The organism is Rhodococcus sp. LW-XY12 (genome assembly GCF_019317345.1).
GTDB lineage: Bacteria > Actinomycetota > Actinomycetes > Mycobacteriales > Mycobacteriaceae > Rhodococcus > Rhodococcus pyridinivorans.
Genome location: NZ_CP079225.1, coordinates 3269326 through 3283439 on the forward strand (window position 1 = coordinate 3269326; position 14114 = coordinate 3283439).

General features: G+C 69.6%; 12 protein-coding genes. 3 read left to right on the forward strand and 9 right to left on the reverse strand.

Annotation, left to right across the window (positions count from 1 at the left end; genetic code table 11):
• The first annotated feature begins 49 nt into the window (after window positions 1-49).
• Window positions 50-1996 carry a glycoside hydrolase family 15 protein gene (locus KXC42_RS15260; protein ID WP_019288358.1) on the forward strand — a complete coding sequence of 649 codons (1947 nt, stop codon included), beginning with the start codon at window positions 50-52 and terminating at the stop codon, window positions 1994-1996.
• 391 nt (window positions 1997-2387) lie between these two features.
• On the opposite strand, the gene KXC42_RS15270 is transcribed toward KXC42_RS15260, so the two are convergent.
• Entirely contained in the window at window positions 2388-3320 is a 933-nt protein-coding gene (locus KXC42_RS15270; protein WP_006554501.1) for a nitronate monooxygenase family protein, read from the reverse strand.
• Window positions 3321-3355: 35 nt separating this feature from the next.
• A complete protein-coding gene (gene lepA, locus KXC42_RS15275) occupies window positions 3356-5251 on the reverse strand; it encodes a translation elongation factor 4 (RefSeq protein WP_259443777.1) in 1896 nt (631 codons plus the stop codon).
• 63 nt (window positions 5252-5314) lie between these two features.
• Here lepA and KXC42_RS15280 point away from each other — a divergent pair, with 63 nt between their 5' ends.
• A complete protein-coding gene (locus KXC42_RS15280; RefSeq protein ID WP_019288360.1) occupies window positions 5315-5983 on the forward strand; it encodes a type II toxin-antitoxin system PemK/MazF family toxin in 669 nt (222 codons plus the stop codon).
• Between the two features lie 27 nt (window positions 5984-6010).
• On the opposite strand, the gene KXC42_RS15285 is transcribed toward KXC42_RS15280, so the two are convergent.
• On the reverse strand, window positions 6011-6832 hold the full coding sequence (locus tag KXC42_RS15285; RefSeq protein ID WP_006554504.1) for an aquaporin: 822 nt from the start codon (window positions 6830-6832) through the stop codon (window positions 6011-6013).
• Window positions 6833-7195: 363 nt separating this feature from the next.
• On the opposite strand from KXC42_RS15285, the gene rpsT reads away from it, so the two are divergent.
• Complete coding sequence (gene rpsT, locus KXC42_RS15290) at window positions 7196-7456, forward strand: 30S ribosomal protein S20 (RefSeq protein ID WP_006554505.1); 261 nt, start codon at window positions 7196-7198, stop codon at window positions 7454-7456.
• A gap of 148 nt (window positions 7457-7604) precedes the next feature.
• On the opposite strand, the gene holA is transcribed toward rpsT, so the two are convergent.
• The 6 genes from holA to KXC42_RS15320 all read right to left on the reverse strand — a co-directional run bounded on the left by holA (window position 7605) and on the right by KXC42_RS15320 (window position 14107).
• On the reverse strand, window positions 7605-8576 hold the full coding sequence (gene holA, locus KXC42_RS15295) for a DNA polymerase III subunit delta (RefSeq protein WP_006554506.1): 972 nt from the start codon (window positions 8574-8576) through the stop codon (window positions 7605-7607).
• The gene (locus KXC42_RS15300; RefSeq protein WP_219129231.1) at window positions 8573-10933 is read right to left on the reverse strand and encodes a DNA internalization-related competence protein ComEC/Rec2; all 2361 of its coding nucleotides are present in this window, start codon (window positions 10931-10933) and stop codon (window positions 8573-8575) included. The genes holA and KXC42_RS15300 overlap by 4 nt, the downstream gene beginning before the upstream one ends.
• Window positions 10930-11769 (reverse strand): ComEA family DNA-binding protein, encoded by an 840-nt coding sequence (locus KXC42_RS15305; RefSeq protein WP_006554507.1) that lies wholly within the window; start codon window positions 11767-11769, stop codon window positions 10930-10932. Before KXC42_RS15305 ends, KXC42_RS15300 begins: the two co-directional genes overlap by 4 nt.
• A 145-nt stretch (window positions 11770-11914) precedes the next feature.
• On the reverse strand, window positions 11915-12754 hold the full coding sequence (locus KXC42_RS15310; protein WP_006554508.1) for a DegV family protein: 840 nt from the start codon (window positions 12752-12754) through the stop codon (window positions 11915-11917).
• Window positions 12755-12759: 5 nt separating this feature from the next.
• A complete protein-coding gene (gene octT / locus KXC42_RS15315) occupies window positions 12760-13542 on the reverse strand; it encodes a diglucosylglycerate octanoyltransferase (protein WP_219129232.1) in 783 nt (260 codons plus the stop codon).
• Window positions 13529-14107, reverse strand: coding sequence for a histidine phosphatase family protein (locus KXC42_RS15320; RefSeq protein WP_230810365.1), 579 nt, complete (start codon window positions 14105-14107; stop codon window positions 13529-13531). The genes octT and KXC42_RS15320 overlap by 14 nt, the downstream gene beginning before the upstream one ends.
• Window positions 14108-14114 lie beyond the last annotated feature (7 nt).

The following is a 14114-nucleotide window of genomic DNA, read 5'->3' on the forward strand; positions in this document are numbered from 1 at the left end:
GTTCGGCAACCGCGCTGCGATCCGCCCGGCCCGCGGTGATCATGGAGGGATGGACCACTACCACTCCTCCTCACCGCTGTCGGGGGCACCCTTCCGACGGAGTCCGTTCCCGCCGATCGACGACTACGCATTCCTCTCGGATTGCGAGAGCACCTGCCTGATCGCACGTGACGGCACCGTGGAGTGGATGTGCGTGCCCCGTCCGGACTCGCCGAGTGTGTTCGGGTCGCTGCTGGACCGCAGCGCGGGACATTTCCGGTTGTCGCCGCACGACCGCACCGTTCCTGCGGCACGCCGGTACCTGCCGGGCGGTCTGGTGCTCGAGACGACCTGGCAGACCGACACGGGTTGGATGATCGTGCGGGACGCGCTGGTCATGTCACCCTGGTACGACGTCGAGGAACGCTCCACCACGCATCGCCGGACCCCGTCCGACTGGGAGGCCGAGCACATGCTGTTGCGCACGGTGCGCTGCGTGAACGGGACGGTCGACCTGTACGTCAGCTGCGAACCCGCCTTCGACTACCACCGCGGCCGCACCGAATGGAGCTATACCGGCAAGGTCTACGAGGAGGCCACCGCGGTGTGCCGGAACGCGCCGGACGAACATCCGACGCTGCGCATGACGACGGATCTGCGCCTCGGAATCGAGGACCGCGAGGTCCGCGCGCGACGTCGACTCCACAAGGGCGACACGGCCTTCGTCGCATTGTCGTGGTCGGACCGCCCGATGCCGCACACCTTCGACGAGGCCGCCGTCAAGATGACCGCCACCCAGGACTACTGGCGCGAGTGGATCACGACGGGCCGCTTCCCGGATCACCCGTGGCGCACCTACCTGCAGAGCAGCGCTCTGACGCTCAAGGGACTGACCTACAGCCCGACCGGGGCGCTGCTCGCAGCGTCGACGACCTCACTCCCCGAAACACCTGGCGGAGAACGTAACTGGGACTACCGTTACGCGTGGGTACGCGATTCGACCTTCGCACTGTGGGGTCTGTACACCCTCGGGTTCGACCGGGAGGCCGACGACTTCTTCTCGTTCATCCTCGACGTCTCACGCGACGCGGACGGCGTCCGCTATCCGCTCCAGGTGATGTACGGGGTGGGCGGTGAGCGCGAGTTGCCGGAGTCGACCCTCGATCATCTGAGCGGCTACGACGGCGCCACCCCGGTCCGCATCGGCAACGACGCCTATCACCAACAGCAACACGACATCTGGGGCACACTGCTCGACTCGGTGTACCTGCACGTCAAGTCCCGCGGGCACTTCCCCCAGACGCTGTTGCACACCCTGCGCCGGCAGGTCGAGGAGGCAGCGGCCAACTGGCGCAAGCCCGATCGCGGCATCTGGGAGGTGCGCGGCGAACCCCAGCACTTCGTGTCGTCGAAGGTCATGTGCTGGGTGGCACTCGATCGCGGCGCGAAACTCGCCGAACTGCAGGGTCGTCCCGACTACGCCCGGAAGTGGGCGGCGATGGCCGACGAGATCAAGGCCGACGTCCTCGAACACGGCGTCGACGAACGCGGCGTCTTCACCCAGCGGTACGGCCACCCGTCACTCGACGCGTCGGCTCTGCTGATCCCCTTGTTGCGCTTCCTGCCCGCAGACGACCCCCGGGTGCGGGCCACGGTGCTGGCGATCGCCGACGAACTCACCGAGGACGGGCTGGTGCTGCGCTACCGGGTGGAGACCACCGACGACGGGCTCGCGGGCAAGGAGGGCTCGTTCACCATCTGCTCGTTCTGGCTGGTCTCGGCGCTCGTCGAGATCGGCGAGGTCGAGCGGGCCGCCGCACTGTGCCAGCGCCTGCTCGACTACGCGAGCCCCCTGAAGCTCTATGCCGAGGAGATCGACACCGAGAGCGGACGTCATCTGGGGAACTTCCCGCAGGCGTTCACCCACCTGGCGCTCATCAATGCCGTCGTCCATGTCATCCGCGCAGAGCGGGAGATCGGAGCGGGCAACTTCCGGCCCGCGCATCTCGGACCGTGAGCCGGTCTCAGGCGACTCAGCGCCACCGCATCCGGGGAGACGTCGGTCTGCCACGGATAGAGGCCGCGCTCGTCGCCGTACGAGCCGGCGCTGTAGTACGCGATGGGCTGCACCCCGAGTTCGACGAGAGCGTCGAGCCATTGGCTGGAGGTCGCGACGATCCGCTCGGGTGTGCCCTCGATCGTCGTCGTGCCGTAGGAGTGCTCGACGGTGACGGTCTCGCCGCCGGCGGTCGCGGTGTCATCGGTGTCCGACGAACACGCCACGAGGGTCGGGGCGACGAACAGTACGAGCGCTACCGCGGAGAGAACGACTCGGCGCATGGGCGACCTCCACCTCAGGTGAGGCTCACCTCAGCTCGAATGTGGACGTCCGTGTGCCGGCGCAGTGCTCAACGGAAGCGGGACAGCAGGGTCTCCGCCTGTTCGGCGATACCCCGGATCACCTCGCCCGCGGGTCGCTCGGAGCGCACCAGACCGGCGGCCTCCCCCGCGTAGACCACCCCGATGTCGGGATCGTCACCGGTGTACGCCGCGGCGAGGGTGTCCTCGTCGGCGCCCCGGCCGTGCCACTCCTCGGTGAACGCATTGCGCAGGGCGCGTCCGCCCCATCGCGCCGGCCACGGCTGGTGCCGGGCCTTGTCGAAGACGTCGGTGTAGACGGTGTCGGCGCTGCCGGCCTCCACGAGCCGGCCACGGGCGTAGTCGGGGCCGACGGTCTCCGGGCTGGCGAGCAGCGCCGTCCCGACCAGGGCGCCCTGCCCACCGGCTGCGAGCACCGCTGCCAGACCGCGACCCGTGGCGATGCCACCTGCGGCGAGCACGGGCAGCGACGTCGACTCGAGCACCTCCTGCAGCAACGGGAGGGTACCGATCCTGCCCGTGTGCCCACCGGCCTCATGGCCCTGCGCGATCACCGCGTCGACACCCGCTGCCTCGACCACGCGCAGATCGTCGACCGTGTTGATCTGCGAGAGGACGACGGCCCCGGCCTCGTGGACGCGCTCGATGTAGGGAGCGGGATCGCCGAACGAGAGCGTGACCAGTTGCGGGCGGTACTCGAGCACCGCGGTGAGGAGGCTGTCGTCGTCGGCAAGCGCCCAAGTCATCAGACCGAATCCCACGGCCCCACCACCGATCTCGCGGGCGGTGCGCACCTCGCCCTCGATCCACTCGGCGGTGTTGTACCGGGCGGCACCGATCAGGCCGAGTCCGCCGGCCCGCGTCACCTCGCCGGCGAGCCGCCCACCGGCCCGGCCACCCATGGGCGCACCCAGCAGAGGAACGGAGATTCCGAGTTCACGGGTGAGCCAGGTGTCGAGCACGCGAATCCTTCCGGTGGGCGTCGCAGCAGGAGCGACTACTTCTTCGGCTTGTCGGACGAGGCCTCGGACGACAACGCGGCGACGAACGCCTCCTGCGGAACGTCGACGCGGCCGATGGTCTTCATCCGCTTCTTGCCTTCCTTCTGCTTCTCGAGCAGCTTGCGCTTACGGCTGATGTCGCCGCCGTAGCACTTGGCGAGAACGTCCTTGCGGATCGCCCGGATGTTCTCGCGGGCGATGATCTTCGAGCCGATCGCGGCCTGGACGGGCACCTCGAACTGCTGCCGCGGGATGAGTTCCTTGAGCTTGGTCGTCATCTTGTTGCCGTAGGCGGCCGCGGCGTCCTTGTGGACGATCGCGCTGAATGCGTCGACTGCCTCGCCCTGCAACAGGATGTCGACCTTGACCAGCGCGGCCTCCTGCTCTCCGGCCTCCTCGTAGTCCATCGAGGCGTAGCCGCGGGTGCGCGACTTCAGCGAGTCGAAGAAGTCGAAGATGATCTCGGCCATCGGCAGCGTGTACCGCAGCTCGACGCGGGTCTCGGACAGGTAGTCCATACCGCCGAGCTCACCGCGCCGCGACTGGCACAGCTCCATGATCGAACCGATGAACTCGCTCGGCGCGATGATGGTGCACTTGACGATCGGTTCGTAGATCTCGCGAGCCTTGCCCTCGGGCCAGTCGGACGGGTTCGTCACGACGACTTCCTGGCCGCCTTCGAGCACGACGCGGTAGACGACGTTGGGAGCCGTGGAGATCAGGTCGAGGCCGAACTCGCGCTCGAGGCGCTCGCGGGTGATCTCCATGTGCAGCAGACCGAGGAAGCCGCAGCGGAAACCGAACCCGAGAGCGACGGACGTCTCGGGCTCGTAGGTGAGCGCGGCGTCGTTGAGCTGGAGCTTGTCGAGCGCGTCGCGCAGCACCGGGTAGTCGGAGCCGTCGACCGGGTACAGACCGGAGTAGACCATCGGGCGCGGTTCGCGGTAGCCGGTGAGCGGCTCCTCCGCACCGTGGCGGGCGGTGGTGACGGTGTCGCCGACCTTCGACTGGCGCACGTCCTTCACGCCGGTGATGAGATAGCCCACCTCGCCGACGCCGAGACCGGCGGTGGCCTTGGGTTCGGGCGAGACGATGCCGACCTCGAGCAGTTCGTGGGTCGTGCCCGTCGACATCATCTTGATCTTCTCGCGGGGCACGATCTTGCCGTCGACCACACGCACGTACGTCACGACGCCGCGGTAGGTGTCGTAGACGGAGTCGAAGATCATGGCGCGGGCGGGCGCGTCGGCGTCACCGACCGGCGGCGGCACCTGGCGGATCACGGCGTCGATGAGTTCGGGGACGCCCTCGCCGGTCTTGCCGGAGACCCGGAGCACGTCGGACGGCTCACAGCCGATGATGTTCGCGATCTCACCGGCATAGCGGTCGGGATCGGCCGCGGGCAGGTCGATCTTGTTGAGGACCGGGATGATCGTCAGGTCCTTGTCGAGCGCAAGGTAGAGATTGGCGAGGGTCTGCGCCTCGATGCCCTGCGCGGCGTCGACGAGCAGGACCGCGCCCTCGCACGCCTCGAGCGCGCGGGAGACCTCGTAGGTGAAGTCGACGTGGCCCGGGGTGTCGATCAGGTGCATCACATAGTCTTCGCCGTCGAGCTTCCACGGCAGACGTACGTTCTGCGCCTTGATCGTGATGCCACGCTCGCGCTCGATGTCCATGCGGTCGAGGTACTGGGCGCGCATCTGCCGCTCCTCGACCACCCCGGTGAGCTGCAGCATCCGGTCCGCGAGCGTCGACTTTCCGTGGTCGATGTGCGCGATGATGCAGAAGTTCCGGATCTTTGCGGGGTCCGTGAACGTGGTGTCGGCGAAGGTGCTGATGTCGTGCTCCTGACTCGGACTGGCAGCGGCCAGCAGACCGCGGTCACCCTGCAGAATATCCAAGTCGGGCGACGGCCGGGACTTCGCCCGGGTCAGGTCCGGTTAAGCTCGGTTCCCGTGGCCGGTACATGGAAGAAGTTGGGCAGGCAGCTGGGGCGTCTCGCCGTCGACCAGGGTCCGAAGATCTACCAGCAGTTGCAGCAGTCCGGGGCGCTCGACAAGGCGCGCGCCGCGTTGAACGCGGCCGGCCGGACCGGCGCAGCGAGCGGAACCTCGGGGAGCGGTACCACTGCGGCACCGAAGCCCGGCGCGTCCGGGACCACGGCGCCGAAGCCAGGTGCCGCGAAGACCCAGTCCGGCACGAAGCGTCCGGCCCCCGGTCGCCCGGTGGCGTCGCGCACCACGCCCACGGCGCAGCGTGCCCGCCGCCTCGAGTACTCCCCCGACCTCGACGGTCGCGCCGATCCGGGCGAGATCGTGTGGACCTGGGTGGCCTATGAAGAAGATCCGACGGAGGGCAAGGACCGCCCGGTGCTCGTCGTGGGCCGCGACGACAGGACGCTGCTCGGGCTGATGCTCTCGTCGAACTCCGACCGCGACGGTCACCGCGACTGGCTCGGAATCGGCTCCGGACCGTGGGACGCGGAGAACCGCCCGAGCTGGGTGCGCCTCGATCGCGTGCTCGACGTCCCCGAGGACGGCATCCGCCGCGAAGGCGCGATCCTCCCCCGCGCACGATTCGATCAGGTCGCGACCCGGCTCCGTACCGATTTCGGCTGGAGCTGAATCGGGCCGCGCCCTGACCGCAGGCCCTCAGGAGGCCCGGAGCCCGTACCGCCGCCCGAAGAGGAAGGTGTAGACGAGCGCTCCGAGCGCTCCGCCGATGAGCGGGAACACGATGAATGCCCACAGCTGCCCGAGCGCACCGTCCTGGTAGAAGGCGACGGCGAGGCTACGGGCGGGATTGACCGACGTGTTGTCGATCGGGATCGAGATCAGGTGGATCACCGCGAGAGTGAAGCCGATGGCGATGCCGGCGATCGGCGCGTCGGCCACCTGATCGGTCGCACCCAGCACCACGAAGACGAGCACGGCCGTGAGCAGGACCTCGACGACGATCATCGCGCCGATGCCGTAGCCGTTCTCGAGCACGCCGCCGAGCGGACCGTGCACCGCCGAGGGGCTGTGCGCGCCCCAGCCGTTCGCCCCGAGGCCGTCGGCGGCACGGTCGTAGCTCGGCAACGACGACGCCACCGCGTAGAGCGTCAGACCGGCGACCAGACCGCCGACGACCTGCGCGATCCAGTAACCCACGGCGCGCACCGGCGTCACGTGACCGACGATGAGCTGCCCGAGCGTCACCGCCGGGTTCACGTGACACCCGGAGATCGGGCCGATGGTGTACACGAGGAACAGCAGGGTCAGGCCGAACGCCAGTGCGACGCCGAGCTGACCGACATAGGTTCCGGCGAACACCGCGGTACCCACCGCGGAGAACACCAGGAGGAAGGTTCCGATCGCCTCCGCCACGTACTTCCGCAGGTCGGAGAACTCACCGGGGTCTCTGATTTCCAGGGAGGTCTGGCGTGCGAGATCTTCGTCGATTCGGGACTCGGGATCGCGTGGGGGTTCCATGGGTCACCTCGATGTTCGTGGTCCCGCTCGCAGGCGGAACCTGGTGGTAGAACACTTCGAGTCGATGCACCGCAGCCGCGAACTCGTCGTTCGCGCTGTGAGGGAGATTACGCATGCGCCGTGACCTCGACAACGACATCGTGCACCGTGGCGTGTCCGCCCATGTAGATGCCCTCCCGCGGCGGCACGCAACAACAACAGTCAGGTGCGCGTAGTCCTGGCCGAAACGATCAGGCCGGTGAGAAGGGTGATTCGACCGCCGGTTTGGGCTTTGCGATCCGTTCTTGGTAACCTTGTCCATCGGTGCTCAGATGCACCCAGAGCTTTCCTACCAGCTACCAGCAAGACGACAGGATTTTACGCGTGGCCAACATCAAGTCCCAGGTGAAGCGGATTCGCACCAACGAGCGCAACCGACTCCGGAATCAGTCGGTGAAGTCGTCGCTTCGTACGGCGATCCGTTCGTTCCGCGAGGCTGCGGCCGCTGGCGACAAGGACAAGGTCAACGAGCTCCTCGTCGCCACGAGCCGTCAGCTCGACAAGGCTGCCAGCAAGGGTGTCATCCACCCCAACCAGGCTGCCAACAAGAAGTCTGCTCTCGCGAAGCTTGCCAACAAGCTCTGAGTTCATCGCTCCGAGGTAGTAGACGCAGGCTCTGCTTCACGAAGGCCGTCCCCCTGCCGGGGACGGCCTTCGTGGTGTTGAACGACAGAAATGATGCCGCCCGCCCGGAATCGGCCGCGGGCACGGGCACGGGCACGGCGGAAAAGCCTCAGGCCGCCAGCTCGGAGATGACCCGCACGGCGTGCTCGAGGGCGTAGTCCGGATCGGCCGCGGCTCCCTTGACGTCGGCGTTGAGCGCAGCGACCACCGTGAGTGCGGTCCCGATCGACGCCGGCGCCCACGTGCGCGCCTGCGCCTGCGCCTTCTTCACCTTCCACGGCGGCATACCCAGCGACGACGCGAGGGAGAACGGGTCGCCGCGACCGGCCGAGCCGACCCGGGCGATCGTGTGCACGGCGTCGGCGAGAGCATCGGCGAGCAGCACGTGGGCGACACCGCGGTGCATCGCCCACCGTAGCGCTTCGAGCGCACCGGCCGTATCGCCGGCCACGGCCTTCTCGGCTACGTCGAATCCCGACACCTCGGCCTTGCCCGAGTAGTAGCGTCGCACGGCCGCAGCATCGATCTTGCCGCCGGTGTCGGCCACGAGCTGGCTGCACGCCGCAGCGAGTTCGCGCAGGTCGGAACCCACCGCCTCGATGACGAGCTGTTCGACATCGCCCGAGACTCGCACCCCCGCAGCCTGGAACTCCTTGTGGACGAACGTCCGCACCCACGCCGCCTTCTCCCCCGCCTTCGCGGGAGCGGCACACATGTGCTCCTCGGCGCCGCGCTTGCGCAGCGCGGGCACCATCGCCTTGGTGCGTCCCCCGCCGCTGTGGAGGATCACCAGTGTCACGCCCGGAGGCGGATCGCCCGCGACATCGAGGATCAGCGCCGCGGCGTCCTTCCCGGCGTCGGCGGTGGATTCGAGGATCACGATGCGTTCTTCCGCGAACAGCGACGGACTCAGCAGCTCGGCGAGTTCGGGTACGCCCGCGTCGCCGGCGCGGAGCCTGGAGACGGGGAGATCGCCGGGAGTTTCGCTGCGCGTACGGACATCGGACACGATCTTCGCGACGGCACGGTCGACGAGCAGTTCTTCCTCACCGAGGATCAGATGCAGGGACGCGTCGCTCACGGTTCGATCGTGCCACGCACGTCCGACACCACCGCGAGCGCCCCGGAGGCGGCACGGAGCACTGCAACGTCGCCGTGCAGGTCGGTCCGCAGGACCCGCGCCCCGATTCCGGTCAGGGTGGAGACGATCTCGGGATGGGGATGCCCGAACAGGTTGTCTCGCCCGGCGCTGACGAGGGCGACGCTCGGCCGCACAGCGGTGAGGAAGCGTGCGGGTGTGGTGCGCGAGCCGTGGTGCGGCACCTTCAACACGTCCGCACGCACGTCGGTGCCCGACCGCACGAGTGCGTCGAGCGCGGCCTCCTCCGCGTCTCCCGGCAAAAGGACCCGGCCCACGACGGTGTCGACCGCCAGGACGAGCGAGTTGTCGTTCTCGGAACCGCCTGTCCGTCGCCCGGCCGGGCCCAGCACCCGGATGTCGAGATCGCCCGCACGCAGGGTCGCACCGGCACCCGCTTCCCGCACCACGACACCGACCCCGGTCGCCGCGTCGAGCACACCCGCCGCGTCGTCACCGGCAGCACCCGGCCCGACCACGACCATCTCGACCGAGCGCCCGGTGAGGACACCGCGGATCCCACCCGCGTGGTCGGCGTGCAGGTGTGACACGACGAGCAGTGCGATACGGCGAATCCTCAACCGGCGCAGGCACCGATCGACGGGTTCCGGTTCGGGTCCGGTGTCGACGACGACCGCGCGCCCGTCCCCCGTCGCCAGCACCAGCGCATCGCCCTGACCGACATCGCATGCGACGAGTACCCATTCGGCTCCGGGCCAGCCCGGTCGCAGCATCCGCACCGGCAGCCACACCGCCGCGACGGCCACCGCAATCACGAGAGCCGTGATCCGCACCCGCCGGTGACGAGCCACCGACCACGCCACCGCGACCAGCACCGCCGCGACCACTGCCCCCACCGGCCCGTCCGGCACCTCGAGTTCGGCCGACGGCAACGATGCCGCCCGGTCGGCCACCGTGATCAGCCACCACAGGAACGGCCCGGTGCCGCGCGCGAGCACCTCCCCAACCCACGGGACGACGGAGGCGCCCAGCGCGACCAGCGAACCGAGGACCGTCAGCGGCGCAAGTACCGGGGCGACGAGGACATTGGCCGCGACCGACACGACACTCACGGTCCCGCTCACCGCCGCGACGAGAGGTGCGGTCGCTACGAACGCGACCAGCGACATTGCCGCGACCTCCGCGATGGGACGCGGCCACCCGCGATCCACGAGCCGGGTCACGACAGGTGGCGCGGCGACGATCAGTGCCGCCGTCGCGGACACCGACAGCGCGAACCCGACGTCGACGGCGAGGTCGGGCAGGAGTACGAGCAGTACGCCCACCGCGGTGCACAGGGCGGGAAGTGCCTGTCGCTCACGACCCGTCACGAATGCCAGCAACCCGATGGATCCCATCGCGGCCGCGCGCACCACACTCGCCGACGGACGGACCATGACGACGAAGGCGACGAGAGCCGTCGCGGCGAGGATGGTCCCGGAACGCGGTCCGAGTCCTACCGCGCGCACGAGGAGCAGTACCGCTCCGAGGACGATGCTGACGTTGGCTCCGGACACGGCCGTCAAATGCGTCAGTCCGGCCACCCGGAAGTCCTCCCGCACCTCGTCGGTCAGCGCCGTGGTGTCGCCCACCACGAGACCGGGCAGCAGGCCGGCCCGATCGGCGGGAAGCACCGCGGAACCCACCTGCGCGAGCCGGTCGCGTACCGTGCCAGCCCATCGCTGCCACACCGGGGGCGGGCCGACGACCGTGGGTGCGTTCTCCGCGTGGAGCACCGCCACCGTGGTGCCCGGCCCGGTGTGCGGCGCCGCCCGCACGCGTGCGGTGACGGACTGCCCGGGCAGGAGATCTCCCCACGAGTCGGCCGGTGCGAACACCACCACCGATCCCCCGGTCTCCATGGATCGCCCACCGACCATCACGTGCTCGAGCCGGGCCGGGATGCGTACCCGGGGTGTGTCGTCGAAGGCCGCAGCCCGGATGTGCCGCGGGTCGTCGGTGGGGAGGAGGACGACGCCGGCCCAGGATCCCTTCTCCGCTGCGGAGGCGATCGGGTGCTGGTCGGCGGCCCACATCCGGAGGCCGGCGGCCGGTCCGAATCCCGCGACGACGGCCAGTGCGGCGAGGAGGATCCGCGCACCTCCGCGTGGGATGCGACCGGTCGCGACGAGACGGACCGTCACGGAGCACCCGACGACGGCCGCGACCGCCACGACGATCACGATCCGCCATCCCGTGTACAACCCGAGAAGCGTCACGGCCCACGCGGCCAGCGCGCACGGCACCAACCGGGCATCGAGAACCGTTGCGGCGTCGGACCCGTCGTTCCGTCCGGTCACACCGTCACCAGTTCACGCAGCCTCGCGAGTCGCGCCGGTCCGATCCCGTCGACCTCACCGAGTTGTTCGACGTCCGTGAACGGTCCGTTGGTGTCGCGCCACGAGACGATCGCCGCTGCCGTGACGGGACCGACGCCCGGCAGCGCGTCGAGCGCGGTCTCGTCGGCGGTGTTGAGATCCACCGGTCCGCCTGCCTCCGGTGGAGCATCGCCCGGTGTCTGCGCCCCGACGATTCCACTGGCCTGCGGAACAGGTTGGGGCGGGGCGATTCCCACGACGATCTGATCACCGTCGGCGACCCGCCGGGCCAGATTCAGGCCGATGAGGTCGGCGCCGTCGACGGCACCACCGGCAGCGTCGAGCGCGTCGGCCACACGGGATCCCGCCGGCAGCCGCACGAGCCCGGGGCGTATCACCGCACCCACGACGCTGACGACGAAATCGGCGGAATCCGGTTGTGCCGTGTCCGTCTCCCTCGCGGCGGACGGCTCTGCCGTGTCCACGACTTCGACTCTCGGCAGCGGCGGTACCGGTTCGGGGACCGGCCGGTCGCGCCACACGACGACGAGTGCCACTGCGGCGGCGAGTACTCCGATCGCGGCGAGTGCAGCGGTTCCCCGTCGTCCGGTGTCCCATCGCGCTGCGGTCAGCCGATCGACGAATCGTTCCCGGCCGGGACCGCTGTGGAGGGGTTCGTCGCCGTCGTCCGGATCCGCCCAGGGGTGGTCGTTAGCCGACCTGTCGTCGGTCCAGGGCGGTTCCGCGGGCATCGCCGAGGAACGCGTGATCGCGCCGAGGCGGGTGCGCGCGAGATCACGGTGGTCACTGCTCGCCATGCCGCGACGCTAACCGCGGCCGCGACCGCCGGATTCGGTGTCGGCGCCGATTCGGCCTGGGTTGTGGATGACCCGCACCCCTGTGGATGAATGCCCGGATGGGGCCTCCACCGGCATCATCCGGGCCGGGAGGTGGTGTAGGTGGTCAGTCCTCGGAGACACCGGTCGCCGCGGAGGCGACGACCACACCGACCGCACCCGGCCCGACGTGCGCGCCGAGAACCGCGTCGAGTTCGGACACGACGATCTCGGTGCCTTCCGGAAGGCGCTGTGCGAGCTGATCGACGAGGCTGCGCGCCCGCTCGGGTGCCCCACGGTGGTGCACCGCGACGAGCGGTTCGTCGCCCACATCGGTCGCGGCTCCGTCGACGAGCTTGGCCATCGCCTTGGTCATCGTGCGGGTCTTCTCCCGCAGGACGAGCTTGCCGTCGGAGATGTGCAGCACGGGCTTCATCGCGAGCGCGGTACCCAACAGCGCTGTGGCCGTGCCGATCCGGCCACCGCGACGGAGGTGGTCGAGCCGGTCGACGACGAGCAGGGTCCGGGCGGACGCCGCGACCTCCACGGCCCGCTCGTACACCCGGGCCAGGTCTTCTCCGGCCCGTGCGGCGCGCACCGCTTCGAGGACGGCGAAACCCGAACCCATGGCGGTGTTCCGCGAATCGACGAGCCGGATCCGGTCGCCCAGCGATTCGGCGGCGTGCCGGGCTGCGTCCCATGTCCCGGACAGCACCCGCGAGAGGTGCACGGCTACGACGCCGTCTCCTCCACTGTCCTCGAGCGCCTCGGTATAGGCGTCGGTCAGTTCTGCGGGAGACGGACCGGAGGTCGTCACGGTCGACAGGTCCTCCGGTAACTCGTCGACGCCCTCGCGGAGGTCGCGTCCGCCCGCGATGATGTGCAGTGGCACAACACGGATGTCGTACCGACGGACCAGTTCAGGGTCGATACAACTCGACGAATCTGTGACGACGACGACGGACACGACGCCTACCGTAGGCCCTCCACCGGGACTTCCGCATCCCGATGCACGATCCGGACCGCGTCGCCGACAGCGGCGGCGACACGGCGGTGTCCTTCCCAACCCCAGTGGATCCCGTCGGGATTGGCGTCGTCGGAGAAGACGTTCTCCCGCACCGCTTCGGCGAGATCGACGAGGGGAACCGACTTCTCGGCCGCCCAGCGGGTGATCGCGCGTGCCGCGGGGAGCCGGCCGGCATGCACCGACCGGTACTGCTCGCTGCGGTGCACCGACGGCATGGTGCCGATGACGGGCAGATCGGGGCGCATGTATGCCAATGCGTCCCTGATCGTTTCGAGGTACTCGACGCTGACCCGGGGTGGGAGCGCCACCGGTCGCCCGAGCGGTGACAGTCGCGGCTGCAACCACCCGTAGGCGCTACGCGCCGCGCGACGCAGGGCCGGCGGGCGGATGTAGCGCAGGCCCTCCCGCAGTGCGGTGGGCAGCGGGGACGGGAGGGTGTCCATCCCGCCCACGGCCAGGACGACGGCTCCGGCGTGCGGGATCGCGGCCCACACCCGCGGGTCCTGGGTCATGGCCCACCACGCGTCGCGTGTGGTCCACCCGATCCGAGCGACGAGCTCGACGTCCCATCCGAGTTCGGCCGCGACCAGGTTGGGCCAGATCTGCGGATGGTCGGCGGGCAGGCCGCCCTTCGGGCCGTAGTAGCTCAGGGAGTCACCGATCACCAGCAGGACCGGGCGCTGCGGGGCGGCGTCGGTTCCGATCGGCGTGGGTTCAGAGGACGTCATCGGGCGCCACCGTGGCCGACGCGTTCCAGACGTCGAGGCGCCAGGACGGCACCTCGCCGTATCCGCTGAGCTGCACCCATCCGGTGTTCCCGAGACCGCCGAGGACGGACCACCGATCGACGGGCAGGTCGAGCAGGGCGGCGGTGAGCGCGGCTATCAGACCCCCGTGTGCGACCAGCACGATGGGCCGATCGCTCCAGTCCTCGTACTTGTCGAGCAGTTCGCCGACGACGGCCATGCTGCGCCGCGCGACGTCGATCCGGTTCTCGCCTCCCGGCGGTGCCCAGGTCGCGTCGGCGCGCCACGCGCTGCGCGCGCCCGGGGCCACGGCGTCGACCTCGGTGTGGGTCAGGCCCTGCCATTCGCCGAGATGCGTCTCGCGCAGCCGCGTGTCGATCGCGACCGGCAGCCCGATGCGATCGCCGAGCGCGGTCGCCGTGTCGTAGGCGCGGCGCAGATCGGACGAGACGACGGCGAGCGGATCGAACCGGGCGATCGCGTCGGCGACGGCGAGCGCCTGCTGCCGGCCGAGCTCGGAGAGGTCGGTGTCGAGCTGGCCCTGCATCCGCCGC